27 protein-coding genes and 2 pseudogenes are annotated in these 26,979 nt (G+C 65.8%); 13 read left to right on the forward strand and 16 right to left on the reverse strand.

Features of this window, described 5'->3' with window-relative positions:
• Window positions 1-207: 207 nt before the first annotated feature.
• Entirely contained in the window at window positions 208-1,287 is a 1,080-nt protein-coding gene (locus ACQP2D_RS12870) for an alkene reductase (protein WP_433683935.1), read from the reverse strand.
• Window positions 1,288-1,788: 501 nt separating this feature from the next.
• Complete coding sequence (locus ACQP2D_RS12875) at window positions 1,789-2,004, reverse strand: hypothetical protein (RefSeq protein ID WP_433683936.1); 216 nt, start codon at window positions 2,002-2,004, stop codon at window positions 1,789-1,791.
• On the opposite strand from ACQP2D_RS12875, the gene ACQP2D_RS12880 reads away from it, so the two are divergent.
• From ACQP2D_RS12880 to ACQP2D_RS12890, 3 genes and pseudogenes are all read left to right on the forward strand, one after another.
• Window positions 2,003-2,431, forward strand: coding sequence for a PPOX class F420-dependent oxidoreductase (locus tag ACQP2D_RS12880; RefSeq protein WP_433683937.1), 429 nt, complete (start codon window positions 2,003-2,005; stop codon window positions 2,429-2,431). The genes ACQP2D_RS12875 and ACQP2D_RS12880 overlap by 2 nt on opposite strands.
• A 96-nt stretch (window positions 2,432-2,527) precedes the next feature.
• On the forward strand, window positions 2,528-3,040 hold the full coding sequence (locus ACQP2D_RS12885) for a MarR family winged helix-turn-helix transcriptional regulator (protein ID WP_433683938.1): 513 nt from the start codon (window positions 2,528-2,530) through the stop codon (window positions 3,038-3,040).
• A 152-nt stretch (window positions 3,041-3,192) separates the two neighbouring features.
• Window positions 3,193-3,846, forward strand: a pseudogene (locus tag ACQP2D_RS12890) (dienelactone hydrolase family protein); the annotation flags it as partial.
• A 52-nt stretch (window positions 3,847-3,898) separates the two neighbouring features.
• On the opposite strand, the gene ACQP2D_RS12895 reads toward ACQP2D_RS12890, so the two are convergent.
• Complete coding sequence (locus ACQP2D_RS12895) at window positions 3,899-4,456, reverse strand: DUF2165 domain-containing protein (protein ID WP_433683939.1); 558 nt, start codon at window positions 4,454-4,456, stop codon at window positions 3,899-3,901.
• A gap of 289 nt (window positions 4,457-4,745) precedes the next feature.
• Here ACQP2D_RS12895 and ACQP2D_RS12900 point away from each other — a divergent pair, with 289 nt between their 5' ends.
• Window positions 4,746-5,930: a hypothetical protein gene (locus ACQP2D_RS12900; RefSeq protein ID WP_433683940.1), complete on the forward strand. Its 1,185-nt coding sequence runs from the start codon at window positions 4,746-4,748 to the stop codon at window positions 5,928-5,930.
• A 24-nt stretch (window positions 5,931-5,954) separates the two neighbouring features.
• Here the strand turns inward: ACQP2D_RS12900 and ACQP2D_RS12905 are convergent, their stop codons facing one another.
• A complete protein-coding gene (locus tag ACQP2D_RS12905; protein WP_433683941.1) occupies window positions 5,955-7,232 on the reverse strand; it encodes a hypothetical protein in 1,278 nt (425 codons plus the stop codon).
• A gap of 564 nt (window positions 7,233-7,796) precedes the next feature.
• Between ACQP2D_RS12905 and ACQP2D_RS12910 the strand changes: the two genes are divergently transcribed.
• Window positions 7,797-9,227, forward strand: a complete 1,431-nt coding sequence (locus ACQP2D_RS12910) for a short-chain fatty acid transporter (protein ID WP_433683942.1) — start codon at window positions 7,797-7,799, stop codon at window positions 9,225-9,227.
• A 2-nt stretch (window positions 9,228-9,229) separates the two neighbouring features.
• Here the strand turns inward: ACQP2D_RS12910 and ACQP2D_RS12915 are convergent, their stop codons facing one another.
• Window positions 9,230-9,493 carry a hypothetical protein gene (locus tag ACQP2D_RS12915; protein ID WP_433683943.1) on the reverse strand — a complete coding sequence of 88 codons (264 nt, stop codon included), beginning with the start codon at window positions 9,491-9,493 and terminating at the stop codon, window positions 9,230-9,232.
• Between the two features lie 18 nt (window positions 9,494-9,511).
• On the opposite strand from ACQP2D_RS12915, the gene ACQP2D_RS12920 reads away from it, so the two are divergent.
• Window positions 9,512-10,168, forward strand: coding sequence for a hypothetical protein (locus ACQP2D_RS12920; protein ID WP_433683944.1), 657 nt, complete (start codon window positions 9,512-9,514; stop codon window positions 10,166-10,168).
• A 43-nt stretch (window positions 10,169-10,211) separates the two neighbouring features.
• Here ACQP2D_RS12920 and ACQP2D_RS12925 read toward each other — a convergent pair whose 3' ends face one another.
• Entirely contained in the window at window positions 10,212-10,952 is a 741-nt protein-coding gene (locus tag ACQP2D_RS12925) for an SDR family NAD(P)-dependent oxidoreductase (RefSeq protein ID WP_433683945.1), read from the reverse strand.
• A 145-nt stretch (window positions 10,953-11,097) separates the two neighbouring features.
• Between ACQP2D_RS12925 and ACQP2D_RS12930 the strand changes: the two are divergent.
• A pseudogene (locus tag ACQP2D_RS12930) lies at window positions 11,098-11,664 on the forward strand (LLM class F420-dependent oxidoreductase); the annotation flags it as partial.
• Window positions 11,665-11,988: 324 nt separating this feature from the next.
• Here ACQP2D_RS12930 and ACQP2D_RS12935 read toward each other — a convergent pair.
• Both ACQP2D_RS12935 and ACQP2D_RS12940 read right to left on the reverse strand, forming a co-directional pair.
• Complete coding sequence (locus tag ACQP2D_RS12935) at window positions 11,989-13,488, reverse strand: WS/DGAT/MGAT family O-acyltransferase (protein ID WP_433683946.1); 1,500 nt, start codon at window positions 13,486-13,488, stop codon at window positions 11,989-11,991.
• 1,129 nt (window positions 13,489-14,617) lie between these two features.
• A complete protein-coding gene (locus tag ACQP2D_RS12940; RefSeq protein WP_433683947.1) occupies window positions 14,618-15,625 on the reverse strand; it encodes a helix-turn-helix transcriptional regulator in 1,008 nt (335 codons plus the stop codon).
• A gap of 96 nt (window positions 15,626-15,721) precedes the next feature.
• Here ACQP2D_RS12940 and ACQP2D_RS12945 point away from each other — a divergent pair, with 96 nt between their 5' ends.
• Window positions 15,722-16,135 carry a VOC family protein gene (locus tag ACQP2D_RS12945; RefSeq protein WP_433683948.1) on the forward strand — a complete coding sequence of 138 codons (414 nt, stop codon included), beginning with the start codon at window positions 15,722-15,724 and terminating at the stop codon, window positions 16,133-16,135.
• 61 nt (window positions 16,136-16,196) lie between these two features.
• The gene (locus ACQP2D_RS12950; protein WP_433683949.1) at window positions 16,197-16,361 is read left to right on the forward strand and encodes a helix-turn-helix domain-containing protein; all 165 of its coding nucleotides are present in this window, start codon (window positions 16,197-16,199) and stop codon (window positions 16,359-16,361) included.
• 114 nt (window positions 16,362-16,475) lie between these two features.
• Here the strand turns inward: ACQP2D_RS12950 and ACQP2D_RS12955 are convergent, their stop codons facing one another.
• Together ACQP2D_RS12955 and ACQP2D_RS12960 are read right to left on the reverse strand one after the other, a co-directional pair.
• Window positions 16,476-17,180 carry a class I SAM-dependent methyltransferase gene (locus ACQP2D_RS12955; RefSeq protein ID WP_433683950.1) on the reverse strand — a complete coding sequence of 235 codons (705 nt, stop codon included), beginning with the start codon at window positions 17,178-17,180 and terminating at the stop codon, window positions 16,476-16,478.
• Between the two features lie 351 nt (window positions 17,181-17,531).
• Window positions 17,532-18,443 (reverse strand): cutinase family protein, encoded by a 912-nt coding sequence (locus ACQP2D_RS12960; protein ID WP_433683951.1) that lies wholly within the window; start codon window positions 18,441-18,443, stop codon window positions 17,532-17,534.
• Window positions 18,444-18,629: 186 nt separating this feature from the next.
• On the opposite strand from ACQP2D_RS12960, the gene ACQP2D_RS12965 reads away from it, so the two are divergent.
• Together ACQP2D_RS12965 and ACQP2D_RS12970 are read left to right on the forward strand one after the other, a co-directional pair.
• Entirely contained in the window at window positions 18,630-18,737 is a 108-nt protein-coding gene (locus ACQP2D_RS12965) for an acetate--CoA ligase family protein (protein ID WP_433683952.1), read from the forward strand.
• Between the two features lie 3 nt (window positions 18,738-18,740).
• Window positions 18,741-19,541, forward strand: coding sequence for a crotonase/enoyl-CoA hydratase family protein (locus tag ACQP2D_RS12970; protein WP_433683953.1), 801 nt, complete (start codon window positions 18,741-18,743; stop codon window positions 19,539-19,541).
• An 89-nt stretch (window positions 19,542-19,630) separates the two neighbouring features.
• Here the strand turns inward: ACQP2D_RS12970 and ACQP2D_RS12975 are convergent, their stop codons facing one another.
• The 4 genes from ACQP2D_RS12975 to ACQP2D_RS12990 all read right to left on the reverse strand — a co-directional run bounded on the left by ACQP2D_RS12975 (window position 19,631) and on the right by ACQP2D_RS12990 (window position 23,225).
• Window positions 19,631-19,912, reverse strand: a complete 282-nt coding sequence (locus ACQP2D_RS12975) for a hypothetical protein (protein WP_433683954.1) — start codon at window positions 19,910-19,912, stop codon at window positions 19,631-19,633.
• A 346-nt stretch (window positions 19,913-20,258) separates the two neighbouring features.
• Window positions 20,259-21,794: a GH1 family beta-glucosidase gene (locus tag ACQP2D_RS12980; protein WP_433683955.1), complete on the reverse strand. Its 1,536-nt coding sequence runs from the start codon at window positions 21,792-21,794 to the stop codon at window positions 20,259-20,261.
• A 305-nt stretch (window positions 21,795-22,099) separates the two neighbouring features.
• Window positions 22,100-22,423: a hypothetical protein gene (locus ACQP2D_RS12985; protein WP_433683956.1), complete on the reverse strand. Its 324-nt coding sequence runs from the start codon at window positions 22,421-22,423 to the stop codon at window positions 22,100-22,102.
• 487 nt (window positions 22,424-22,910) lie between these two features.
• Window positions 22,911-23,225: a hypothetical protein gene (locus tag ACQP2D_RS12990; RefSeq protein ID WP_433683957.1), complete on the reverse strand. Its 315-nt coding sequence runs from the start codon at window positions 23,223-23,225 to the stop codon at window positions 22,911-22,913.
• Between the two features lie 128 nt (window positions 23,226-23,353).
• Between ACQP2D_RS12990 and ACQP2D_RS12995 the strand changes: the two genes are divergently transcribed.
• Window positions 23,354-23,632 carry a hypothetical protein gene (locus tag ACQP2D_RS12995; protein ID WP_433683958.1) on the forward strand — a complete coding sequence of 93 codons (279 nt, stop codon included), beginning with the start codon at window positions 23,354-23,356 and terminating at the stop codon, window positions 23,630-23,632.
• A gap of 222 nt (window positions 23,633-23,854) precedes the next feature.
• Window positions 23,855-24,940, forward strand: a complete 1,086-nt coding sequence (locus ACQP2D_RS13000) for a sulfite oxidase (RefSeq protein WP_433685631.1) — start codon at window positions 23,855-23,857, stop codon at window positions 24,938-24,940.
• Between the two features lie 37 nt (window positions 24,941-24,977).
• On the opposite strand, the gene ACQP2D_RS13005 is transcribed toward ACQP2D_RS13000, so the two are convergent.
• Together ACQP2D_RS13005 and ACQP2D_RS13010 are read right to left on the reverse strand one after the other, a co-directional pair.
• Window positions 24,978-25,409 (reverse strand): hypothetical protein, encoded by a 432-nt coding sequence (locus tag ACQP2D_RS13005; protein WP_433683959.1) that lies wholly within the window; start codon window positions 25,407-25,409, stop codon window positions 24,978-24,980.
• A gap of 354 nt (window positions 25,410-25,763) precedes the next feature.
• On the reverse strand, window positions 25,764-26,705 hold the full coding sequence (locus ACQP2D_RS13010; protein WP_433683960.1) for a LysR family transcriptional regulator: 942 nt from the start codon (window positions 26,703-26,705) through the stop codon (window positions 25,764-25,766).
• Between the last annotated feature and the right edge of the window lie 274 nt (window positions 26,706-26,979).

Consider the following 26,979-nt stretch of genomic DNA (forward strand, 5'->3'; position numbering starts at 1 on the left):
CATCGGAACCCCCATACAGGGCGACTGGTCCGACGATCTGGCACAACGAAACTGGCGGCAGGAGCTGTGACCCCTGTCACATTTACATGATCTTCTTTGAGAGCGTACACGCCAGGATCGGGTTGCTGAAGACGCCGCTCCGCGTGCGACCACCCGGGTCACCACCACCGCAGCAGGTGGCGACCCAGGTTGCTCAGGCGGCCGCGGTCACGCGGTGAGCGTGGGGTAATCGGTGTAGCCGTGTTCGTCGCCGCCGTAGAAGGTGGCTTGATCGGGGGTGTTGAACGGGCCCCCGGCCGCCAGTCGGGCGGGCAGGTCGGGGTTGGCCAGGAACAGCGCACCGAACGAGAGCATGTCGGCGGTCCCGTCCTCGATCAATGACAGTTCGGTGGGACCGGTCGCGGCACCGGGTGTGTCGGGGTTGAGGACGAACGTGCCGGTGAAACGCTTGCGCAAATCCAGGGTGAGGTCCCGATCGGCCTTGGGGCCCATTTCCATGACGTGCAGGTAGGCCAGGCCGAGGGGTTCGATCGCCTCGACCAGTGCTCGGTAGGTGTCGCGATAATCGTCCTCGACGATGTCGTTGAGCGGGTTGGCCGGGGATATGCGCAAGCCGACCCGGTCGGCGCCGATCGCGTCGGCCACCGCGCGCACCACCGCGATGGGGAATCGGATCCGTCCCTGCGTCGAGCCGCCCCAGCCATCGGTGCGCCGATTGGCATTGGTGGACAGGAACTGATGCAGCAGATAGCCATTGGCGCCGTGCAATTCGACTCCGTCGAAACCCGCGTCGATGGCGTTGCGGGCGGCTTGTGCGAAATCGGCGATCGTCGCGGTGATATCGGCTTCGGTGAGCTCGACCGGAGTCACGAAGTCCTGCATCCCTGCCTGGGTGAACGTCTTTCCGGCGGCGGCCACCGCCGACGGGCCGACGAGCCGCAATCCCTCGGGCAGCATGCTCGGATGTCCGATGCGGCCGGTGTGCATCAGCTGCGCGAAGATCGTCCCGCCCGCGGCGTGCACCGCGTCGGTCACCGTCCGCCACGCCGCCACCTGTTGCGGCGAGTGCAGTCCGGGCGTGGACGGGTAGCCCTGGCCGACCACTGAGGGCTGAGTGCCCTCGGTGACGATCAGCCCGGCGCTGGCGCGCTGTGCGTAATAGGTCGCCATGGCCGGCGTCGGGCTCGACCCCGGTCCGTACGCGCGGCTGCGGGTCATCGGTGCCATGACGATGCGGTTGGACAGGCGCTTGCTCGCGACGTCGATCGGATCGAATGCTGTGGTCATCGGCTCGAGCTCCTTCTGGTGGCAATATTTACCTGTTTGAACAGGTATCTACCGATCGTAATTCCTGGCAGTTGTGTGCCGTAGACCACCGGCGTGAAGTGTCCTGGATATCCCCAAAGCTAGAGATGGGATGGATCTACGGCCGCGTTCGAAGTGCGCCCACTGCTGCTCGCTTGCCGGATTTTGCTGTTCGAACAGAGATTTTCGAGCTACTTTGTTCGGGATCGGGATCGGCGGCGCGATCAACTCGCGCAGGACGGGGATGGTCGACGGCACGATGTCGGCTGCTGCGGATCGGGTATGCGCAGCAGATAGCGCAGGGCTGGCACCGCTCATCAGCATCGCCTGGACCCGGGGCAGGACGCAGCCGCGCGTCGGGTACGTACGTCGATGGTGGCGGCGAGCTTGTCCACCGCTTGCGCCGTGATGTGGGTGCGCGGCGGCGTCGCATTGGTCATTCCGGCGCGCAACAGGACGACCGTGCCCATCGGATTGCGCCGCTCAGACCTCGAGAATTCCGGGAATGTGGTTGTGTGTGACGATGCGCGAACTGCGCTTGACCAGGCACAGCAGCGGATTCGATGGGCGGCCCCGCGGTTCGGCGGCTACGAGAAGAAGACCGACCGGGTCATCCCGGTAATTCGGCTGACCGCCCGCCGACGAATCCATCGATTCCCGTTCGAGTCCCATTCCGATCAACTCCGAAAGGATCGTCATGATCTTCTCCGACGCGGAACGCGAATACCTGGCCGGTCAACTGCTCGGCCGCATCGCAACAGCCCAGCCCGACGGAACCCTGCAGGTCAGCCCGGTAGGGTTCCGCTACAACAGCGGTACCGACACCATCGACATCGCCGGTCACGGCATGGCGAAGAGCAGGAAGTTCCGAAATGTCGCCGACAATGGCCGCGTCGCCTTCGTCATCGACGATCTCGCCTCGACGGATCCGTGGCGACCGCGCTTTCTGGAGATTCGTGGTCACGCCGAGGCCATCACCGAACCCACCGACTCCGCCTACGCGGATTTCACCGGCGGATTCGACGGCGCGATCATTCGAATCCACCCCGAACGCCTGATCAGTTTCGGCGTCAACAGCCCTGCCGACGTGCAGCGCCCGGTGATCAGCGCCCGCAATGTCGGCTGACGGCAAGCCATCCCGGACGCGGCGGCGGACTCGCTCGACGGGTGGCTGCGTAGAGTAGCCAGCTGTTCGAGCAGTTTTATGAATGGCGAGGAACGGTTGTCGAAGGACACGGAGATCGGCGATCCCGTCCATGAGGAGGCCACGGCAGCGGCCGATGTCCCGCTGCCGCCGTCGGTCCAGGCCGGTGCCATGTCGCATGCCATCCTGCGGGTGGCGCGACTGCACCGCATGCTCGCCGGGCAACTGCTGCGCCGCGTCGGACTGCACCCCGGTCAGGAACTGGTAATGATGCAGCTGTGGGACCTCGGTCCGCAGCGTCAGACCGATCTCGTCCGAATGCTCGGCTCGGACGCCGCGACAATGACCCGCACGATCAGGCGTCTCGAACACGCGGGGTTCGTCCGCCGCCGTCCCAGCGCCGACGATAAGCGCGCCAGCATCATCGAACCCACTACCGCCAGCCTCGCCCTGCGTCGAGAAGTCGAGCGCCTGTGGTCCGAACTCGAAACCAGCGTCACCGACTCCCTGACCGACGATGAGCAATCCGAGGCCATCGAGATCCTGGGCCGCATCGAACACAGCCTGGTACAGGCCAGTCGCAAAATTTGAGATCTATCGCAGACCGCGGCACATCAGCTCAGCAGTCTTCGGGAGCCTGAGTACTCGGCCGACCGGACCCGACCACTTCGAACGCTTGCGCATGACCGACTGGTCGGGGTAGTCCGGATAACAGGAGGTGTGCGATGCAGTCCTTTGCATCCGATCCCTTGACGCGGACAGACGAGGTCACGGTGCCGTCGGATGGCATTCGACTGGCCGGGATATTGGCCGTCCCACAGCACGTCACCGCTCTTGTCGTCTTCGCGCACGGCAGCGGCAGCGGTCGGCGCAGTCCGAGAAATCGGTTGGTCGCCGACGTCCTGAATCGGGCCGGACTCGCGACGATGCTGGTCGACCTGCTGACCGCGGACGAGGAGGGGGATCGTGCCCGGGTCTTCGATATCGAGATGCTGGCCCATCGGCTCGTCGAGGTGACCCGTTGGTTGCGCACGCGGCCGGAGCTGAGCGAGCTCGCCACCGGATATTTCGGCGCGAGCACCGGAGCGGGTGCCGCGCTGTGGGCGGCCACCGAGCCCGGTATCGAGATCGCGGCCATTGTGTCTCGTGGCGGCCGCCCCGACCTGGCCGGTCCGCGGTTGGCGCTGGTCCGCGCGCCGACGCTGCTCATCGTCGGTGGTAACGACCAGCTAGTGCTGGAGCTCAATCAGCAGGCCCGGCTGCAGATGCCGTGTCCGAGCGAGATCGACGTCGTCCCTCATGCGACGCACCTGTTCGAGGAGCCCGGCGCACTCGAGCAGGTGGCGGATCTGGCCCTCGGCTGGTTCCGCCGTCATCTCAGCGGTGTGCGTCCTTGAACACGTGGTCCACCGCGGCCGTCGTCCTCGACGGCGGCGGATTCACCCGGCGTCACGAAGGGGTATCCCGCGGTGTGCTCGACTCGGGAAGATGCACGAGGATCAGGCCGACGGCGGCGATCAGGAAGTTCTGCAGCGCCGCCGATGATGCGTTCACCTGCTTATTGGCCCACATCCGGAACCATTCACCCGCGATCGTGAGGAACCCGCCCGCGAACAGCAGCATTGCCATGGTCCAGCCCAGGCTCGACAGTTTCACGGCCGCGTCGATACCGGCTCGAAGCCGGCGCGGCCGTCCGGTCAGCACTCGGCCCCAGACCGCCGCGGCCGCCAGCAGCGCGAAGGCGGTCAGAAATTCCCAGATCACGATCAGGATGTAGGCGACGAGGGCGACGCTGCTGTTCGTGATCGCTCGCCAATCGGTTCCGGCGTTGTGGATGGTCGATTTCATCGACAGCACAGCGGCGACGGCGTTTCGGTTGGTATCGGTATCCACGCAGTTGGTGAATGCGACGAACAGGTAGTAGAACCCGGTGATCGCCGCCAACGTCGCCACCGCCATCCGACGGCTACCCACAATGTCGAGAATCCTTGTGCCGCTGGGTTTCATATGACCTTCCTCGAATCGACCGGACTCCATGTTCGACCATTCGAACCACTCCCGCCGGCGCGGAGACTTCATGGTTGGGAAGGACGCGGGCGCCGACGGCATTCGAATCCGATCTCACTGGGCGTGTCGGTGGGGTCGATCTGCGGAAGTGGGTGAACGCTGGTGGTCGGGAACGCGGGAAGCGGACAGTGACGGCGATATGCCGATGGAAGTCGGCCAGACGTGCAGTCGGTTGATGTGTCCGTTGCGAATGACAGAGGAGAGTCCATACCGAGTAGAGGTGTACTGCATGGCCACAGTGGGGATATCGGCGGAGCGGACGATGGTGCGCGGGGTCGTGCTGGGGGAAGGGGCGCCGGAGATCGTGTCGTGTGCGGCACTGCCACGTCTGCAAGAGGATGAGGTCGGTGCTGCGATCACTGACGTACTGGACTGTTTCGCCGAAGAGCTGGGTGACAGTGCCCGGGTCGAGGACGTTGCCATTGTGTACCGGTCGGTGGTCGAGCGGCGGTTGATCGTTTCGCAGCTCGCGGCCGGACAGTGGGCGTCGTCTTCACTGGTCTCCGAGCGGTCGGCGCTGGCCGTGATGGCCCGAGAAGAGCCCGGACTCGACGAGTTCGGCACCGTGCTCGCGTTGGAGATCGCGGACGGTCACACGTCATTCGTGTTGCTCGGACCGGAGCGCGACGCCGTATCGGCATCCGGCTCGTGGGCGTATGGCACCGTCGACGCCGATACCGCGGATCAGACGGTCGGCCGGATACTGCCGATATTGGATTCGGTCGCCGTGCGACCGGACGCGGTCGCTGTCTGCGGTTCGGGGGCGGAGGATCCCGATATCGCGACCGTGCTGGTACTCGGACTCGAGGCGCCGGTGATCCCGGTTGCGGATCCCGCCGATGCCGTGGCACGCGGTGCGGCACTGATCGCGGCCCAGCGGCTTCGGGAGCTACCGGTGGCGGTGTCCACCGATGACGGCCGGACCCGGCGACTGCTGCTCGGTGCCGCCGCCGTCGCGACCGTGCTGGGTGCGTCCGGAATCGCGGTGGCGCAGATCCGCGACGACCATCCGGCGGAGGTCGTCAGCCGGACCTCCGAATCGGTGCCGCCGAGCGTGCCCGCAGCACCCGCGCCGATCACGACCGAAGACGCACCGACCGCAGAGTCATCCGAACCCGTCACCATCGAGCCGACGCCGGGCCCGCTCTGGCCGACGACAACAACCCCGACCCCGGTACGCCGCACCCCGCCCAGAACAGCCTCCGCCCCCACATCCGAAACCACCGACCCGCTCGAACCAACCGCCTCCACGACCGCCGAGTCGCCGACACCGACCACCGTCGGTGCGCCGGACGGCAGCTGGCTCTTTCCGGGGGAGTCCCCACCACCACCGTTCGACGCGGATCCCGCCGTCATCCGCGCCTGGTGGGACAACCACTGGATGTTGCAGCAACGCTGGCTCGGCGGCCGCTGACGGCGGTCGAGAACGTCCCGGCCGTCAATAGCTGCCGCGCCTGCGCCCCATCTGACGGCGTCGGAAGAAGACTTCCTCCACCGACATCGACGGGATCTGCTCGGTGATCAACGCCAGCCGACCGTCCACGTCGAAGTGGTGGATATGCCATTCCAGTCCGGCGCGGCGTTCCGGAGGCAACGTGGACCATATGGCGCCGACTCGGGCCTGGACATCGGCATCGCCCGCCGCGATCACCTGGAGCAGCATCGGCCAGAGGTCGGTTTCGGTGGCGATCGAGGGGAGGGTGACGACGGTCGCGTCGGACAGTCCGGCGAGCAGCTGGGCACTGCGACGTCGACTATCGACGTCACCGCGGGCCAGCAGCTGGATCAGACCACGCCACACACCTGACTCGGCGTGGCTGTCGAAGGTGCCGATGATCGCCGCCAACGCGGCTTCATTGCGCATGATCGGATTCGCTGCCATCCGGTCGAGCGCCTGTGGGCTGAGCTGGCCGGTGAAGGTCAGCAGCTCCGCGACCGCACCCAGATGGATCGCGGTGACGATGAGGTTGCTGATGGATTCGGTGGATCCGATGGTGAACATGATGTCGCCGATGGCGTCGATCACGTCGGCATCGCAGCGCGCGAAGGCCGACAGGGCCGCGAGCTGCAGATCGGACGGCCCGTTGAGGGCGATGTGCACAATGCGCGGAATCCGCTCCTGTCGACCGGCGAGTAGCTGGCGCAGGATGGCGCTGATACTGGCGCCCGAGAACGCGTAGGCGGCGGAGTAGATCAGTCCGGCATCGTCGAGTACGCCATGCTCCGCAGCAGCGATCAGGGCCGGTGTGGCATAGGCCAGGAACGGGCCTGCCGTGACGTAATCCCTGCGGCGCAGCAGTTCGTTGAGGATGTGCACGATCGGTTCCGGCGGTGCCACATCGGCGAGCTGACCGACCATCGTGGGATCCAGGTACGGCGCGCAATCGGCCGCATACGAGGTGTCGAGCAGGGCTACCGTCTCGGCCGCCTTCTTCGGATGTTCGACACCGACTGCACCCGCTGCCCGGCCCGCCATCATCGGCGGCACGATCCGCTGGACCAGCGGCATCGAGATACTCAGCGGAATGACCGGCACCAAGGTGCTGATGCGCGCAAAGGTCTCGGCATGCTGATCGAAGATGATGGCGGCCATCCGCTGCTGCAGTTCGTGCAGGTGTTCGGCGCCGAGCCGCTCCAGATGGGCCAGTCGTTCCGCGGGGACGTGCAATGTGCGCGCCAGCAGGATGAGCTGAGCGCGGGTTACCAGATCACTCATCCGCGGCGCGTCGCGGCGGCCGCCGCAAGTGGACCGCAGAGTTCTTGTCGGAGTTCGAATCTGGCGGTCATAGTGCTCCTCTGTCCGGCCCACAGGGCCCCTGGAAAGTCATCGTTGAATCCTGGATTCGAGAGTATGGGTGTCGTGGGCACAGTGTGATCGAATCCGGAACGGCGGGGGTCGGATCGCTGATCGCCTGTGCCGCAACACAATCCTTTGTAGCTGCTCTCGGTCGATATCACTTCTGTCCCCGCTCGAAATTGGCTGTGCCACTGCGTTTCCCGCAGTCGATGTGATGGAAATCGTTACCCGTCACCAAAATTAGCTGAGCCCATCGGAGTTGCCGAACGAGCTGGCAGATCACGGATCCGAGGTCCGCGGGAAGCGCGACGGAGGGCGGGCCGCTGACTGCCGGACCGCCGACAGTTTCTGCAGTTTTGCAGATGGTACCTGCGCATTTCCCTATTGCCCGCATACACATCGACACCAATACTTTCCAACCGAGCTTGTGCGGTGCGTCACATGCGCGCACGGGCAACGTGTGGAAAGAAGAGGGATAACTGGATGACGTCCACCATCGAAGAAGCCAGCTCCGAAAAGGGCCTCGCGCGGGTCGCGCAGTCGCTCGCCGGTTGGACGGAGAAGTGGTTCCCGGACGCCTACGTCGTCGCACTCGCAGGCGTATTCATCGTGGCCGCCGCCGCACTGGCCAACGGCTCGTCACCGCGAACGGTCGCCAACGCGTTCGGCGACGGCTTCTGGGATCTGACGGCTTTCACTCTTCAGATGGCCATGGTGGTTCTCACCGGATATGTCGTCGCCACGTCCCCACCTGTCGCCCGGCTGATCGAACGGCTGGCCACTGTGCCGCAAACCGCCAGCAGCGCAGTCGGTCTCGTTGCCTTCCTCTCCATGTCGGTCTCCTTTCTGAACTGGGGACTCAGTCTGGTTTTCGGCGGTCTACTGGCTCGGGCGATCGCCCGGCGGACCGATCTGCGCGTGGACTATCGCGCGCTCGGCGCGGCGGCGTTCATGGGGTTGGGCGCGGTGTGGGCGTTGGGAATCTCCTCCTCGGCCGCGCAGCTACAGGCCACCGCCACCTCGTTGCCTCCGGCACTGCTGAAGATCACCGGCGTCCTCGACTTCGGCCACACGATCTTCACCTGGCAGTCCCTGCTCATGTGCGCCATCATCATGGCGCTGACCGTGGTGGTCGCGCACTTCTCGGCGCCGAAGGGCGCAGCCATCAAGACCGCCGAGGACCTGGATGTCGATCTGGACGACCAGCCCGCGGAAGTGGCGCCGCGCTCGCGGCCAGGGGAATGGCTCGAGTACAGCCGTACTCTGCCGATCCTGGCCGGCCTGCTGACGGCAGGCTGGTTGATCTCCCAACTCGTCACCAAACCGGTGCTCACCGTGGTCAGCAGCCTCAACGGCTATCTGCTCATCTTCCTCATGCTCGGTTTGGTGCTCCACGGAACGCCGCGCAAGTTCCTGCAAGGCATCTCGCTCGCCGTACCCGCCACGGCTGGCATTCTCGTCCAGTTCCCCCTGTACGCCGCCATGGCCGCGATACTCACCAAAGCCAAGGGCAGGGGCGGTCTTACCGTCTCCGAACATCTCGCGGAGTTCTTCACGAACATCGGTGGCGGTGGCGGCTTCGCCATCGTCATCGCCATCTACACGGTGGTACTGGGCATATTCGTCCCGTCCGGCGGCGGAAAGTGGCTGGTCGAAGCTCCCTATGTCATGCAGGCATCGACCGAGGTCCACATGAACCTGGGCTGGACGGTCCAGATCTACAACGTGGCCGAGGCACTGCCCAACCTCGTCAATCCGTTCTTCATGCTGCCCCTGCTGGCAGTACTCAAACTGCGGGCGCGCGACCTCGTCGGTTTCACGTTCCTGCAGTTCATGTTCCATCTGCCGGTGGTACTGCTACTCGTGTGGTTGCTGGGAAAGACGTTCGAATACGTTCCGCCGGTCTTGCCGTGACCTCATCCGGGTCGGTGCCCCGGCTGTGGTCGGCGCCGAAGCAAACGTCGGATGCGCACGCGGATACCAGAGGCTTCCTGCGCTGCCGGAGCAGGGTTTTCAGCGGCTGCCCGGGCCGAGGTCGCTCGAGCGAATCGCATGTGTAGTTGTTCGCGGACCTGGTCCGGGGTGTAGGCGCGGCGGCGGCGCTCGGCACGCACGATCACCACACCGGTGGCGACCACACCGGCCGCACCCGCCAATCCCACTGCCTTCCACCACCTCATACCGCATAGGCTACGGCCATGACGGGTACGGGCATCAGCCTCGACCGAGCACTCGAGCTCACCAGAACCGGCGACATCTGGCTGTTCCGTGGTCATTCGGCCGCCGACCGGGCGATTCGGATGACGACGAACAGCCCGGTGAATCATGTCGGCATGTCCGTCGTGATCGACGATCTGCCCGCGCTGATCTGGCATGCGGAACTCGGCCGATCGCTGCCCGATATGTGGTCGGGAGTCGTGCACCGCGGCGTCCAGCTGCACAATCTGCGCGATGCCGTGCTGGTGTGGGCGCACCGCTACGGTCAGCGGACCTGGTTGCGCCAGTTGAACCGTCCGGCCACCCGAGAGATGGAGGACAGCCTGCTGCGCACCATCGCCCGACTCGACGGCACCCCGTTCCCATCCACCGCCGCTCTCGCCGGACGCTGGCTACGCGGTCGGACGCGCCTGCCGCGGAACAAGTCTCGCCGGGCGGCCGCCCAAAAATTCGAGAATGCGTACTGCGCGGAGGTCGTCGCCGCGACATACCAGGAGATGGGACTACTGCCACGGGACCACAGCCCCAACTGGTACGACCCTGGACGATTTTGGAGCGGAGACAGACTGCAGCTGGTCGGCGGCTACGAGTTGGGTGGCGAAATAGCCGTGCAGACACCGGACGGGACGAACTCCTGACCACCCAGCACGAGCCACTCGCCCGGCATGGACCGATGTCCGGTCAGACGGCGGTGCGCCCGCCATCGACCGGCAGGATCGCACCGTAGACGAAGTCCGCCCGGCTGTCGGCCAGGAAGGCGATGGCTTCGGCGATCTCCTCCGGCGTTCCCGGTCGTCCCGCCGGCGTGCTCGCCGCCAGCTCGTCGAGGCCGTCGTATGCTGCGGTGCCCTCGGTACGGGTGGGCCCAGGGCTGACCGCGTTGACCCGCACCCCGCGGGACCCGTACTCGGCAGTCCACGCCTTGGTCAGCAACACCACGGCCGCCTTGCTGGACCCGTACAGGCTCGTCCCCGCAACACCGAATTCGGCGGCCATGGTGGTGACGTTGACGATCGCGCCGTGGCCCCGCGCGGCCATCGGCGGGGCGAGCTCGGCCACCAGGAAATACGGCGCCTTGACATTGATGGCGTACACCGCGTCGAAATCGGCTTCGGTCACCAGCTCCGTCGGACCGGACGGATAGATGCCCGCATTGTTGACCAGCACATCGATCTGACCGAGCCGGGCGACAGCGTCTCGGGCCAGCGCCCGCGCTGATACCTCGCCCCGCAGATCCGCCGGGATGAACACCGCGGTACCACCGATTGCCTCGATCTCGGCGACCACCTCCTCACCGCGCTGGTCATTGCGCCCGGACAGCGCCACCCGGGCCCCGCGCCGCGCCAATGTCAACGCGGTGGCGCGACCGATTCCGCTGGTGCCGCCGGTGACCAAGGCCGAGAGTCCAGACAGTTCCGACATCACATCTCCTCATTTCGTATTCATCGGATCGATCCATTCGTCCGGCTCGGACAGGTCGCCGACACCGCCGTCCGTTCCAACCGAATTCCGCTGCGGGACATCCCGGTTGGCCATCGGTGCTGCCTCTGGCGGCGATGAGCAGAACCTGCAGCGGGCCGGGAAGATCGGCGCCCACATCTGGCCCGGCGGAGCACCGAACTACCGTGCCTGGCGCGCGGTGCTGTCCGCCGAGGACATGGGTGTCGATGTCGTCTTCGGCTACGACCACTTCCACAAACCGTTCGTCGAGCTGACCAGCGAGGGACCCACCCTGCTGGCCGAGCAGCCCGACGTCGACAACTTCGAAGCCTGGACCGCGCTTGCTTCAAGGGGTGAGATCACCAATCGGGTAGAGATCGGCACCCTGGTCACCAGCATCGGTTACCGCAATCCCGACATGGCCCGCACGGTCGATCACATCAGCGATGGCCGGTTGATCCTCGGCCTCGGTTCCGGCTGGTACGAAAAAGATTACGCCGTTTACGGCTATGACTACGGCACCCTCGGCTCCCGAATGCGGTTGTTCGAGCAGGGGCTCGAACGCATCCAGCGACGCCTGCACCAGCTGCGGCCCGCGCCGGTGCGGCACATCCCGATTCTCATCGGCGGCTCCGGAGAGCGGAAAACGTTGAGTGGCCATCTCCACGCCGACCGGGCCGCCGCCGACCACGACAAGCCGGGCGGGGACCTGGCTGCTGTCGGTGCCGTTGCGATTCGTCCAGCGCCCGGTCATATTGTCTGCCTATCGCCGACAGACCATCGACGGAACGGGGCACACCCTGAATCGCGTGAAGTGCCACGCCGCCGGAATCGGCCCGGACATCGAGCGCCGCGGTGGCCTCAGCCGTTGACGAACGTGAGGCTGTCGTCGGAGCGGGTGCCTGCGATTTGCTACGGCGGCGCGGCGGCCTCGATGGCGGCGAGGGCCCTCGGGGACAGCTCGCTGCCCAGGGCCGCTCTATCTCAACGACTCCACAACCCGGCAACCCCCGACGAACTAGCAGGCGCAGTCAACCAGTTCGGCGAGTGCGTCTTGAAAATAGGTGGCGAAGTTCCAGACGTCCGGGATGGTGTCGGTGCAGGCGAGGATACCGAAGTCGAGGTGGCCGTTGTAGGACATGACGGTGATGTTGAGCGGGCCGGACAGGTCGGTGAGCACGGAGATGGGGTAGCTCCCGGCCACCCGAATTCCCCCGGCGTACAACGGTATCTGCGGCCCGGGGACGTTGGAGACGACCATGTTGGCCAGTGGGAGTGCGGGGGCGGCGACGCGCAGGAGCAGGCGGGTGGCCAGGCCGTGCAGGATCTGCGGTAGGGCAGCGGTGGCGTAGTGCAGCAGGGCCGGTGGGGTGGTCTGGAAGCGGTCCTTGGCGGCGAGCATTGCGGCATGGGTGAGTTTCATGCGGTGTTGTGGGTCGGGTTCGCCGATGGGTAGTTCGCACAGCATGATGGAGAACTGGTTGCCCGCGGTGCCGAGTTGTTCCTGGGTGCGCACCGATACCGGGATCGCGGCCACGGCCGGGTCGTCGGCCGCAGCGTCGTGGTCGAGTAGCCAGCGGCGAAATGCGCTGGTGCACAATGTCATCACCACGTCGTTGACGGTGCCGCCGAAGCTGTTCTTGAGCTGTTTGACAGTGTCGAGCGGTAGCGAGACGAAGGCGAAGGACCGGTCGGTGCCGTTGGGGCCGTTGCCCGGCAGCGTGGGATTGGCTTTGGGCATGTCGGTGAGTGCGTTCGGCAGCATCGGTCCCAGGCGTAGCGGCAGTCGGACCCGATCGGCCTGGCGGGCCATCGTGTGTGCGATGCCGCGGCCGAGAACTTCGGCGGGATTGGGGGTTCGTGACAATCGGAGCCCGTCGGGCGGTGGGGGCACGGGCTGGGACTCGGGCACGATGTCGAAGACTGCGGCCATGACCTCCGCTCCGGACACGCCATCGATCAGGGCATGGTGCACCTTGGTGTAGATGGCTTGGCGGCCTTCGGTCAACCCGGAGATCAGGTGGCACTCCCACAGTGGTCGAGTTCGGTCGAGCGGCTGCGCGTGCAGGCGGGCGGCGAGATCGGCCAGCGCCTCGTCGTTCGAACCTTCGGGCAGGCGGGTGTCTCGTACGTGATATCCGAGGTCGATGGTGTCGCTGTCTTCCCAGTAGGGGAGGTCGAGACCCAACGGGACGGTGCGCAATCGCCACCTCAGCGGTGCGATCAGATGCAGTCGGCTCGCGATCAACCGGCGCAGTGCCGTGACATCCAGCGCGTCACCGGTGGTGGGTGGTTCCAGCAGCGTGACCGACCCGACGTGCAGCAGCATGGTGGGTGATTCGGCATCGAGCAGCAGGACGTCGAGCGAGCTGAGTTGTCGGGATGGCCCGTTGTCGGGCGATAGCGGAATTCTTTGCGAGGGTGTCGCTCGGTGGGCGGATGTGCAGCTGGCGAGTTGGCCCGGTGTCATGATTCGGGCTTCCAGGTGTCGGGTGGTTTTCAGGTCGGCGTGGAACATAGGGTCTCCGCGTTGTCGCTGGGGTCAGGACAGGCTTGCCGATGCAGTTCAACGGGCGCTGTGATGGTGCCGTGACGCATTTGTGGTGTGTCGGTATCTGCGGGCGCTGGAACCGTTCGAGCCGCTCCGCTCTTGCGGTAATGCCGATGTGCGTGTCGAAGACGCGTCATCGAGCTTAGTTGCCGGCGGGGCGCTCTCGGCTGCGGCCATGTGCCCTCCACGTTAATTCTGTGCAAACGTGCGACCCTTACCTATTGCGCGCAGCTGTACCGGTACAGCGCCAGCTTTCGCGAACCCTCGCGGTGGCCGCCGAAGTCCAACAAGATGTAACCGTTGGTCTCGGATTTCCGCGAAAGATATGCGGCTGCTGCGGAATTCGAAAATCGGACATCGAGCCCATCTGTCGCTGCTCGAGAGTTACGTTCATCACGAAGTCATCGGATCGCCTTGCTGAAGGACTGCTGATGCCCTCAATAGGGCCGGACATTCCATCAAGCCATGAACTCTGCTGGTCGGGTGCATGTTTGTACCCCGGGCAGGTGAGGTCGACCACGCGGAACTCCGCATCCACTGCATCTTTTCAGCTGAACTTACCTGAATCTCGTGCGGCACAGCATTATTCGATGAAGTAACTGCAGCCCATTCAGGCCGGCAGATAGTGCAGGTTGATCACAGAGAGCTGAATCCCGTTGGGGCTCAACAAGAAGTTCCGGATATTCACCGCCGCCGAAGTGGGTGTGAATGATCGGGAAGAAACCGGGACGACGTGCCAAATCTACGGCAGACGCTGCGCTCGGCCGGATAGTGGCGCCCGTCGCGATGTGCTAGCGAATCTGGCGCCTCGGTGGCGAAGGGGCGGAGGCGTCCGGCGGATAGCGGTGAATCCCGTTCCATGCGCGGGATGCGTTCGGCCCGTGGAGCATTCACGGCAACCGCTGGCTCCACCAGACGGGTGCGCACGCGACCGCCGCGTCGCGCGCACATCGCCCCACCGAGCATCCTCAACTGCCGCGGCCAACCGTCAGGTCATGGCCGAGTTCGTCGCGCACGGCTTCGCCGGAGCCATCAAGGCGTGGCTCGCCGACGACAGCGTCACCAAACAAGACCTGGTAGGTGCGTAGTCGGCGACCTAGTCGTCGGCCAGAGTTTTGGTTCTATGGCTCGCTGCGTCGGCATAGCGGTGGGCGAGGCGCGCGAAGGCGGCGTGAAGTTCGGCCGGCCCGACGACCTCGATGTCGGCATCGAACCTGCCTACGGCCGCGGCCAGGCCGACCCATGACCATGAGCCCATGCTGAGTCGACAGCGGTTCGGGCCGAGTTCCTCGACCACTCCCTCGCGGGTATAGCGGGATACGACGGTGGCGGGCAGGGTGAGCAGCACCTCGCCGCGGCAGGGCCAGTCGCCCGAGTCCACGGAGCCACGGAACCTGCCGGTGACGAATGCGGCTACGTTCCCCCCGGGCAGTTCACGCGGGGTGAAGCGGGGTCCCCCGGGGATGCGCGGAGTGATTCGATCGGCGCGGAAGATGCGCCAGTCGTTGCGGTCGAGGTCCCAGGCGACGAGATACCAACGCCGCTCCCAAGATACGAGGTGGTGGGGCTGCACCCGGCGCGGTGGAGATCCCGCGGGGTCATCGCCGGTTTGCGATGGGGATGCGTAGTCGAAGCGCAGCACTTCGCGGGCTCGGACGGCGGCGCTGAGCGTCGTGAGCACGCTGGGGTCGACGTGCGGGTCCGGGCGGGCCGCGGGCCGGTCGACGGCAGTGACCTGGAGGGCGTCGATGCGGTGGCGCAGGCGTGCGGGCATGACCTGCCGGATGGTGCTCGAGGCACGCGCCGCGGCTTCCTCGATCCCGGCGCCGGTTGTGCTGGCGAGCTGAAGTGCGACGGCCAGGGCGACGGCCTGATCGTCGTCGAACAGCAGCGGCGGGAGTTGCGCACCGGCGCCGAGCCGGTACCCACCGTCGGGACCTTTGATCGCCACAATCGGATAGCCCAGTTCGCGCAAGCGGTCGACATCGCGGCGCACGGTGCGTGGACTGACCTCCAGCCGGTCGGCCAGCAGTGTCCCCGGCCAGTCCCGGCGCGTCTGCAGCAATGAGAGCAACGACAACAGTCGCGCGGAGGTCTTCGGCACCTTTCGCATTCTGCCCGAAGAAGAGGACACATCCTGGCCGCTTCCACTGCGACTGTTGCCGCCATCAGGTATCAGTTCGAAGGTAAGGAGCCGACCATGGCCGTCACGACCACCACCCACCTGAACTTCCGCGGCGACGCGCGACCCGCGCTGGAGTTCTATCGATCCGTATTCGGCGGCGATCTCGCCGCTGTCACATACAAGGACGCCGGGAACATCGAGGAGGAGTCCGACCAGGTGATGTGGGGACAGGTGCGCGCCGACAACGGATTTCATGTCATGGCCTACGACGTCCCCTCGCGAATGTCCTTCGACAGAGGTGAGAACCCCTTCTTCGTCTCCGTGCGCGGCGAGACCGTCGACGAGGTCACCGGCTACTGGGACAAGCTCTGCGACGGCGCGACGATCGTGATCCCGATGGGTCCGGCGGGCTGGTCGCTCGCCTACGGAATGCTGCGGGACCGCTTCGACATTGTCTGGGTTGTCGACGTCGTGAGCGAATACTCCTGAACGAGCTGCCCCGGTCCGGCATCGGACCGGGGCAGTCGCGGACTCCGATCAAGCTTGGGGTATGCACCCGCCAGATCGGCTTTTCCACGCGGAACTGGGGACCACACCCGCGCGCTGGGTCGAACGGGTCCGCCTCGACCGCGCCCAGCAGCTCCTGCTGGAAGGGCACACGATCACCGCCGCGGCCTACCGCCGCGGACTCGGCAGCGACGAATCAGTGCCTTAGCGCGGACGGCATCAGACCCGCTGACTACAAGCGCCGATTCGCCACCACATCCGCACCCCGTGTCGATGCCTCCCGCCTGGGGATAGTGCACCCGTAACCTCGCTGTGGCGGGTATCAGCCCAGGTGGGCGCTCAACAGCCAGGCCGGAACCGACTTGTGGCCGGTGGGCTCGTCGCGTATGCCCTCGAACCGGAACACCGGGCCGCCCGCCGGCAATCCGATGTCGCCCTCGGGCAGGTCGCCATGGATACGCGCCGGTCTGATCTCATCGACCACCCAGTACTTCTCCACCGCCTCGCGAAGCTCGTCGGCGGTGACCGGCGCGGGCCCTGGTACCGGCGCATCGGGCAGGGCGGCCCGGTCGAAAACCAGCGCGTAATAGGACGCGCCCGGCGCGGCGGCGCGCGCGATCGACTGCTGATAGCCCACCCGCGACTCGACCGGGATCGAATGGAACAGCGTGCTGTCGACGATGGTGCCGAACCGGCCGTCGTAGCCGGTAAAGGAGGTGATATCGGCGACCTCGAAGGAGGCGTTGGCCAGGCCGCGCCGGGCGGCCTCGGCGCGGGCCAGCTCGATCGCGGTCGGCGACAGATCCAGTCCCACGGTGGTGTAGCCCTGCTCGGCCAGATACAGCGAGATCGCCGCCTCCCCGCATCCGACATCGAGGACATCGCCATGGAATTTGCCCTGCCGGATCAGCGCGGCGAGTTCGGGCTGGGGTTCCCCGATACTCCACGGCGGTTTGACGCCCGGCCCGAACGGCCCGCCTGTGCCCTGGTAGACGGCTTCGAAATCGAAATCATCCGGATAGGTCATAGCCTACGACTATCAGCGCTGCTGATACCTGTCAACGTCCTTGATGTAGGTGGTAACAGGTCCGAGCGGTCAGCATTGCTGTCAGCATGCTCCAGCGGCGGAGCTGCCGACCGGTCGTAGCCCCGGGACGGCGCCTTTGGCGGCACTCCATACCGAGGGAATCCGGTGCGACCAACCGTTTCTCAGTGCTCGACTGGTTCGCTGGAGCAGATTTCGTGGTGTTGATGGCGCGACATACCGTGCGTCTGGCGAATATTGCCGATGAGCGTGCGGATCGGGTCTGCTGAATGGCGGGATGCCACGGCGGGATCGGCGACCGGCCGGTAGTCGGTCGCCGATCCCGCGCGAGCGTTAGTTGTGTGCCGCGTCGATCAGCTGTTGGTGCAGCCAGGTCAGCGGGGTGGCGCCGCCGGGGCCGATCGCGTAATGCGGGTAGCTCTGGTGGATCCCGGACTTCACGAAATCGTCGATCTGCTGTTTGCGTTGTTCGTAGGCGGAGTTATTGAGCTGGTCGTGGAGCAACCCGAGACCACCCGCGGCGAGAGCATCGGCAATGAGGTTGCCCGCCTGCTGCTGATAGATACCGAACTGGCCGGGGTCGGCGTTGGAGATCTGGGCGAAGAATCCGGCTATGCGGGCGGCGAAGTCGCCGTCGGGGGTTGCGCAGTACAGATCTCCTACGGCGCAGAAGGTGTAGGTCTTCGGGGTGAGCCAGCCGAAACCGCCCAGGCGTGGACCACCGGCGCCGGCGCCCACGACGGGCGGGCCGATCAGGTTGTCGGTGGGGGAGCGGCGGGGGTCGGAGATCAGCCCGACCAATTCCACGCGGTTCGGCGCTACGACACCGAGTCCGGTGCCTATCTCGGCGGCGAGATCACCGGCGGCGTCGGCGCCCTGGCTGTAGCCCAGCAGCGCGAATCGTGTTGCGCCACAGCGCTGCGCCATCGCGCTGACCAGGCCACGGGCATTGTCGAGGGCTTCTCGTTTGGAGCGGCCGTACACGTCGCCTTCCCAAGGGAACGCGGTCGCCGCGTAAGCGACGTAGTCGGTCTGGACATTGCCCGGCAAGCCGTTGGCGACGGCGGCGAGCATCCCTTGGCCCGGTTCGGACTTCGACGTTTCCCAGGTGCCGGGAACCGCTACGACATACATGTCGGGGCACTGCTGTGGGGCTGCTTGTGCGGTGGAGGCCGCGCCGACCGGAAGGGCGGCGCTCACCAGTGCAGCCGCGCATACGGCGGTGTTCTTCCATCGAGAAAACATCGTCTCTCCCAGGGTTTCACGGCTGAGGGCATGGTTCGTTCGGCGAAGGTTACTTCGCGAGTGTAAAGGTCTGGCCGGGACAGCGCTGGAGTAGCAGGACAGTCATTTGTACACCCGGCTTGCGATGCGACTGCGACAACGAGTCGGCCGCGGCCAGGCACTGGACATCATGGGATCGGTGAGCTGGTGGCCGCGCATCCCGAGATCGCGGAACTGGACCTGAATCCCGTCGTGGCCTCGGGTAGCGGCATAGTTCCGGTGGATGTTCGGATCGTCATCGCACCCGAGGAGTAGATCGTGAGTGAGCCCGTCCTGGTCGAGCGCACCGGCGACGTCGTCGTCTGGACCCTCAACAACCCGCAGGCGCGCAACCCGATATCCGATGCCGAGACGGTGGACGCGCTCGAGCGGGCGGTGTCGGACGCCAACGCCGATCCCTCGGTGCGGGTGGCGATCCTGACCGGTGCCGGCACCGCCTTCTCGTCGGGCGGCAACATCAAGCACATGCGCGACCGGGCCGGCATGTTCGGCGGCGCACCAGCGGAGCTGCGGCAGGGTTATCGGCACGGGATCCAGCGCATCCCGAAGGCCCTGTATCACTGCGAAATTCCGACCATCGCCGCGGTCAATGGCCCGGCCATCGGCGCGGGCTGCGATCTGGCCCTCATGTGCGATATGCGTATCGCCGCCGACACCGCGACATTCGCCGAGAGCTTCGCCAAGGTCGGCATCATCCCCGGTGACGGCGGCGCCTGGCTACTGCCACGCGCCGTCGGCATGGCGCGCGCCAGCGAGATGGCGTTCACCGGCGAGCCGATCGACGCGGCCACGGCGCTGGACTGGGGGCTGGTCTCGGCGGTCGTCGAACCCGATGCACTGCTCGACGCGGCTCATGCACTGGCCGCCCGGGTCGCCGCCAATCCACCCCACGTGCTGCGCATGACCAAGAAGCTGCTCCGCGAGGGCCAATGGCAGAGCCTGGAAAGCCTGCTCGAACTATCCGCCGCTCTCCAGGCCATCGCCCACCAGACCGACGACCACTACGAAGCTGTCTCCGCCATGCTCGAGCACCGTCCACCCAAGTTCACGGGTAGGTAGACGCGGGTGCCATCTTCAGCGGCACCGTCGCCCCCGACCTACGCGACGATCTCGCCAGCGGCCCAACCGGATTCCGTCCACCTGTGGCCTCAGGGGTTATCGCTGGACTGGATGCGGGCCACGAACTGCTCGATGGCCGTCCACATCTGGGGGTTGAGTTGGGTGTGCTTGCCGGTGCCCCAGACGGTATGGAAGTCGACGCCAGCGGCGGCGAGCTGGGCGACGAGGACGCCGTGCAGTGGAGAGGGCACGGTGGTGTCGGTGACGTTGATACACAACAGGATCGGGGCGCTGTAGCCGTCGGTGGGAACGGTCGGGTAAGCGTCTGCGACGGCAGGCACGGGCTCGACGGACAGGGGCTCGGCCAGCACCTCGCCGATGCTGAGGCCGCGGACGCGGGATCTGGGGCGTGCACATCGCGCCGACGCTGTCGAGCACGGCCCGGCCCTCGGAGGTCAGGTATCGGTCGACGTTCACCTCCGGTCGGGCGGCGCGGAGTCCGGCCAATATGCTGGCTGTGCCGGCCCGCGCGAGCCACGCATCCAGTACTCGATCACTGCGCCATCGGCATCGGATATCCCGCGCGTACCTTCGGGTAGCGGGTACTCCGCGATCAGGGTTCCCGGAGTTTCACGCGACAGCGCGCTTCAACACGCTTCTCTGCCTGCGCGGACATGAGCAACAGCATCGGCTCGGAACTGGGGATTGCGCGGCCGCTCAGGAAGGCGGTGTCAGGCCATTGCGTGCGATCACGTCGCGGAACCAGGCAGCGCTCTGCTTCGGTGTCACCTGTTGACTGACGAAGTCGGTCCAGGCCAGGCCGAACTTGATCGAGTAGCCGTTGGTCGAGGCGAAGTTGTCCTGGAAGCACCAGACGATCAGCCCGCGTAGGTCCACGCCATCGGCGATCGCGTCGTGGGCGGCGCGCAGGTACGCGTCGAGAAACGCGATTCGGTCGCCGTCGCGGATCTCACCGGAGGGCTCGACATAGTCGTGGTAGGCGGCGCCGGTCTCGGTGATGTAGAGCGGGATCCTGGTGTACTCGTCGCGGACCCGGCGCAGCACCGAGGTCATTCCCTGCGGAGCGACCTTCCATCCCATCGCGGTGATGTCGGGTCCGCTCGACCAGACCGGGGGAACGAGTCGGTAGCCGGGTGGCTCGGGGTCGGCGGCCACGACATTGGTCGTGTAGTAGTTGACGCCGAGGAAATCCAGTGGACTGTTGATCGTCGCGAGGTCGTTTGCCTCGATCACCTTCGCGGTGTCGCCGAGTTTGCCGTAGTAGTCCAAAAAATCGGCAGGGTAGGCACCCTGGAAGATCGGTGCGAGATAGGTTCGGTTCCACATGCCGTCGAAGAGCTTCGCGGCCGCGGTGTCAGCAGAACTGCCGCTCGCCGGAATGACATCGATGATATTGATCGTGGTCCCGATGGAGGCATTCGGGTGGTTGACGGCACGCATGGCCCGCACCGCCAGTCCCTGGCCGAGCAACTGGTGGTGAGCCGCCGGAAAGATCGCGCCACGGTCGGCGATTCCCGGCGCGATCTGCCCCGTCCCATAGCCGAGCAGCGCCTGCGAGTTCGGCTCGTTGAGGCAGACGAAATGCGGCACCCGGTCGCCGAGCGCCTCATAGACCGCCGCCGCGAAATCGGCGTAGCGCTCGGCGGTGTCGCGCACCGTCCAGCCGCCGGAGTCCTGCAGCGCCTGCGGCAGATCCCAGTGATAGATCGTGATGAACGGCGATATACCGCGCACCAGCAGGGCATCGACAACGCGCTGGTAGTGATCGAGCCCAGCCGGGTTGATGGGCCCGGTGCCGGTCGGCATGATGCGTGACCAGGAGATCGAGAAACGATAGGCCCGAAAGCCCAGGGCGGCCATGAGATCGAAATGCTGCTCGTACCTGCCATATTCGTCGCAGGCGACGTCGCCGGTGTCGCCGTTGAGGGTCTTACCGGGAGTGTGGCTGAAGGTGTCCCAGATCGATGGTCCGCGCCCGTCCGCAGTGATCGCTCCCTCGACCGATTCGGCCGACGAGGAGGTTCCCCAGAGGAAGCCGTCGGGAAACTGAATCGACCCCGTGGGGCCGCTGGGTTCGCCCGATGGTGCGGCGACGGGTGCAGCGGCGATCCGTCCTCCGAATCCGAGCGTGGCGGCCAATGCGCCTGCCGCCGTCCCCAATCCGCGCCGCGACAAGCGGGGCATTGCGCCGTCGGCCGCGCGCGAAGCGCCGTCGTCACGCACAGTCTCCACCGCATCCCAACCCTTCCGGGACGGTTCGGGCAGACGATTGCCGCGACGAGCATCCCGTTGGTGCCGTTATGTGAGTCAGCGGGTCGCAGGGGCGCGCCGGTCGAGCGCCTGGACGTTCTGGGGCACTTATTGATCAGCACGCCTCCAAGGGAGGCTAGCGCCACAAGATCACAGTGACTGCCGGTTCGTCCGAATTGCCAGTCCTTGCCACATGTGGACTCGCCGTTCGATGCTGGCAGGCGCACACCGCGACGATGGCAACCTACGCCGCGAGCTGCTGCGCTGGGGGAGTGCCCCAGCTTGTGTCAGGGCGTGCCCAGCGCAGTTGTGGGAACGCCGTAGGGCAGGAACCGCACGCGACGGCGTTCGTCGGTATTGTCGCGATGCGCACGCAAGGCCTCGAGCTCGCTCGGAAAAACCTGTTCGACCCGGGCCTCGCCGACGTCGTCGATGCTGTAGATGACCCACACCCCACTGCCGGTCTCGCCGGTGGTCTCGCCCTCCGGCTTCGGCGGCCGCGTACGCTCCGGCTGAACAAACTGGCCGAGCAGCGACGCCAGCGTGCTCGCGCTGGTGCGATCGATGTACTCGCTGGCCTTTCCGAGGAGGTCGCGGAATTCGATCCCCACCTCCCGTAACGCACGTTCGAATTCTTCCGGATCGATCCCGAAAGGCCTGTCAGGTGCCATCACATTGCTCCTCGAGACGAATTCGGCGCTACGCCTTCAGTGTCCTCGCGCAGCCCCGACTTCGCCACGCCTGGCAGTGAGCACGGCCCGACGTGTCGAACTCGTCTCACCGGATCGGCCGTGCCAGGCAGCGTGTCTGCGTTTCGAGTTCCACGGAAATTTCGTGCCGTCCGGCGAGTTCTTCGGACGGCACGAAACCCGCTGTTCAAGGAAGCTCCGGATGCACAGCGCGGAGAACTATCTCGTTGGCAGGCAAACGGAATCGTCATAGTTCACCCGCCGTGGCTACTCGACACGGCGAATGATCAATTTGATCATGGCAAATTTACTGCAATAGCCCGTAGTCGCCGATGCGTAGAGTAGCGGCACAAAAGAAATCCGGCCCCGCGGGGCGATACGGACGAAGTGGTGATCTACCGAGACCGAATCAGGAGGCGGGCTTGGGCTGGTTCAGGTCCCTGATGCCGGTGATCGAATTGATGATGTTGAGGATGGCGGAGGTGCCGCCGTCGAGGGCCGAGCTGCCGGAGTCGAGCATGGCGGAGCCGGAGGACGATCCGGCCGAACCCGAGGACGAGCCGCCGTCGGCCGAACCCGAGCCCAGGCCCGCGGAGCCGGTGGCGGCGGACTTGGCGGCGGGGGTGGCGGCGGGGGTAGCAGCGGATGCCATCGCGGCCGGGCCGAAGAACAGGGCGGCGGCGGAGACGGTGGCGGCGGCGGCAAAGACCTTGCGAGAGACCATGTACGGAGTTTCCTTTCACAGATGGATAACGACGCCATCACGGCGCGCACTACAAATGTTATGAAGAAGTGATCTGCAAATCCACTGATCTACTTGTGCGAATAATCACGGTTAACAGTGGGCAAACAATGAATTATGCCGAGGTGACACAATTTGATCTTCATTTCTCCTGTGAATTCAATGATCAAATTCGGTTGATTTCTTCGACGGTGCCGCGTATCGGCGTGCGGCGGACCCGATTTCGTGGCGGACCTTCGATCCCGGCGCCGCGCGGCCTCGAGCCGACGACGCGCTCGGTGGCCCGCTGGTTTGATGGCGATCCGGCGTTACCAGGCGAGTTGTCGCGCCATGCGACCCACTCAGGAGCCGATGCCGCCCTGGTCGTCTCTCCCCAGGTCGTGCTATAGAGCTGCTGCCGATCGGCTGCGAACCCGCCTCGTAGAGGAGATTCTTTGCCGAGACAGCGTCGGTGCCTACGCGGAGGGTGCCGCTGACCCGCCGCTCGCCAGCGGCTTCTCCTACGCCGACGCACAACTGCGCCGCCTCGGAGTCGGCTACGAGCAGATCGCCTTCAACCGGCGATAGGATTGAAGTCGCAGTCCGCGACGACTCCTTACCGGGGCGATGAGATGTGGGGTAAGCGCGAGGACATGATTGTGCGGGGACGGCTGCCGTTCAACGCCGAGCCGCCGCCATCGGTGCTGGCGAGCAGCGAAATCACCGCGGTGGACGCGTTCTATGCGCGCAATCACGGTCCGTTCCCCGACATCCCCGCCGAGCAGTGGCGGTTGGGCGTCGACGGCCGGGTGGACAATCCGCTCACCGTGACCTACGACCAGCTGACGACCGGTTTTGAGCAACACAGCGTGATAGCGACGCTGGCGTGTGCCGGCAACCGGCGCGCTGAACTGCTGGCGGTGCGCCCGATCCCCGACAAGCAGCCTTGGGAGCACGGCGCGATCTCGACCGCCGAGTGGGCCGGGCCCAGGCTGGCCGATGTCCTACAGGCCGCCGGGGTGCACCACGATGACCGACTGCACGTCGCATTCGCTGCGCCCGACGTGGCCCAAGAGGCTCGGCCGGTCCAGTCCTACGGCAGCTCCATCCCGCTGTCCAAGGCGCTGCGCGAGGAGGTGCTGTTGGCCTGGCAGATGAATTCCCAGCCACTTCCGCGCGTTCACGGTGGCCCGGTGCGCGTGGTGGTGCCCGGCTACATCGGGGCTCGCAGCGTCAAATGGGTCACCGCCGTCACCGTGCAACCCGCCCCATCACAGAACTATTTTCAGGCCCTCGACTACCGTATTCTTCCGCGCGAGGCCGACCCAGAGGCGGTCGCGCCGGGCCAGGGCATCTCGCTATCGTCGCTGGCGCTCAACTGCGACATCCTCGTGCCCACCGACGGCGATCAGATTCCGCGTGGCTCCCGTACCGTTCATGGATGGGCAATCGCCGGCGACGGCCACGGCATCAGACGGGTCGAGGTCTCCGTCGACGACGGCCGCAGCTGGCGGCTGGCCGACCTGCACCCCGCACTCAGCCGGTGGGCGTGGCGGCCGTGGTCACTGACCGTCGACATGCGACCCGGGCCACTGAACATCACCGCGCGCGCCTGGGACGACACCGGAGCCACACAACCCCGATCCCCAGCATCCATCTGGAATCCCCGCGGATACGGCAACAACGCCTGGGCCCACATCGAACTGACGGTCCTGTAAGGCATCGCGGTGTGCAGGTCAGGCCACTAGCGACGGTTCAGAGTGCTGATCGCGGGGCCCAGGTACCGCCGTGTCCATCGGCCGCCGCGCAGCGGTGGAAACCGAGCACGATCTCCATGACAGTACAACGGGTCACCGGGCTCGTCCTACGAAATGATGACGTACGCACCGCCTTACGGCCGATGAACCGCACCCGACGTGACGGCAGGATTGCAGCATGCAGATACGACTTGCGGCCGGCTTCGGGGTATTGCTCGTCGTCGCCGGAGCAGCATTGTGGCTTTTCGCGCGGGACACCGAATTCGTCTGGTTCCGAGGTGGACCGCTCGGCGCCGTCCTCGTAGTGGTCGGGGTGATCGACATCGTTAGCGCGCTCAGGACGGACCAGCGGAAGCTTTGACTGGACGTGATTCTCTCGATCGCGGCAGCGACAGCCGGCCTGGCCATAGCTGTCCTCGCCGAAGATCACGGCCAGCCCGCGATGTGGAACAGGTCAGGATCGGCGCCGCTCGACGAATGTTGAAGACCGGCAACTAGTTTGTGTCGAAGTGAGGCGAGGAGGCACCGCTGTGCGGTGCCCCCTTGGTTGTTTCTGAAGGCTGTTGTCTGCGCTGGTATATGGGTGAGGTCTCCGGTGGGGTGGTTCAACGACCAAGAAAACCGGAGACCTCGTGACCGGCGTAGCGGTGGCGGGGTGGGCGGATCTGACCGCCCTGAGATCCGGCTACACCAGCACGAAAGTTAATGAGGTGTAGATGAATCCCCACGCGGTGAGCGCCATCTGTTTGCCTTCCTGGGTACAGGTTGCGCCGCACCGAAGTTCCTATCGCGGTGCGGCCCGATCGGTTTCGAGCACAGCCGATCGTGGGCCCCGCTGTCCACGAGGCAATACCGGATGGGTGTGCGGTGGATCCGCAGCCACCAGGTCAGCGGCGATTTCGCGGTATCGCGCGGCGAATGAATCGGCCGGATTCCACACCAGGGCATAGCGGATTCGGAGTGCGTCAGCGGCGAACGGCACCCAGACCAATCCGTCGCCCGGCCACACATCCCACACCGGCCGGAGCGCAACGATATCCCCGCCGTATCGGAGCTCGGCGGCGAACAGCACCCGTCGTGGCGGACCCTCCCGAACATCCACCGGACGCCACCCCGACCGAACCCACGAGTCGCGGGCCGCATCGTGGTAGCCCGGAGCCGACGAACGCGCGAACCACAGCAGTGCGCTGCCCTCGAGGTCGGCCCACCGCACCGCATCCCGTCCGGCCAGTCGATGGCCGGACGCGACCACCACCCCGAGTTCGGCGTGTTCGATCGTGACATGGTGCAGGCCCGCCACATCCGCGGGCAACAGCAGTACTCCGGCATCGAGCGCACCGCCCCGGAGCCGTGGCAACTGCTCGGCGGTCTGCAGATCGGTGATCTCGGGGGCAGGATCTGCGGCGGCCCGTCGCAACGCCGGCGCCAGCCACGGTGGCGCTCCGGGTGTCACGGCGAGGCGCAGGACACGTTCTTTCCGAACCGACTCCCGTGCACGTCGCGCCGACTCCATTGTGGCCCGTGCATGCGCCACCAACCGTGCACCGGCCGCTGTCGGTGTCATCCCCGAGGAAGTGCGTACGAACAGCGCCGCACCGAGTTCGCGCTCGAGCGCGATGATCTGCTGACTCAGCGATGTCGGCCGGATTCCGAGCACGTCGGCGGCGCGGGTCAGATTGCACTCCTCGGCAACCGCGAGGAAATACCGCAACTGCCTCAGTTCCACGCCACAACGTTACCGATCCGTCAGCATCCGAGCAGGCTGCGAGCCGCCGAAGGTTGCGTTGCCGGTCGGCGATTCAGAGCACGAAGGTGGCACAGATCCCAAGGGCAGCTCGACATTCGACTGACCGGTCGCGCCTGATTCCCCGGTACAACAGATGGATCACGAGCAGAGCACACGTGCCGTCGATCCGCCACGCTAGGCGCTGCCGAACAACCCCTTTCCAGCCACGCCCGCACGGTAACCCGATGGGACGCAAGCCATCGCGAGCCACACC

This window comes from Nocardia sp. CA-119907 (assembly GCF_050955995.1).
Classification (GTDB): Bacteria; Actinomycetota; Actinomycetes; order Mycobacteriales; family Mycobacteriaceae; genus Nocardia.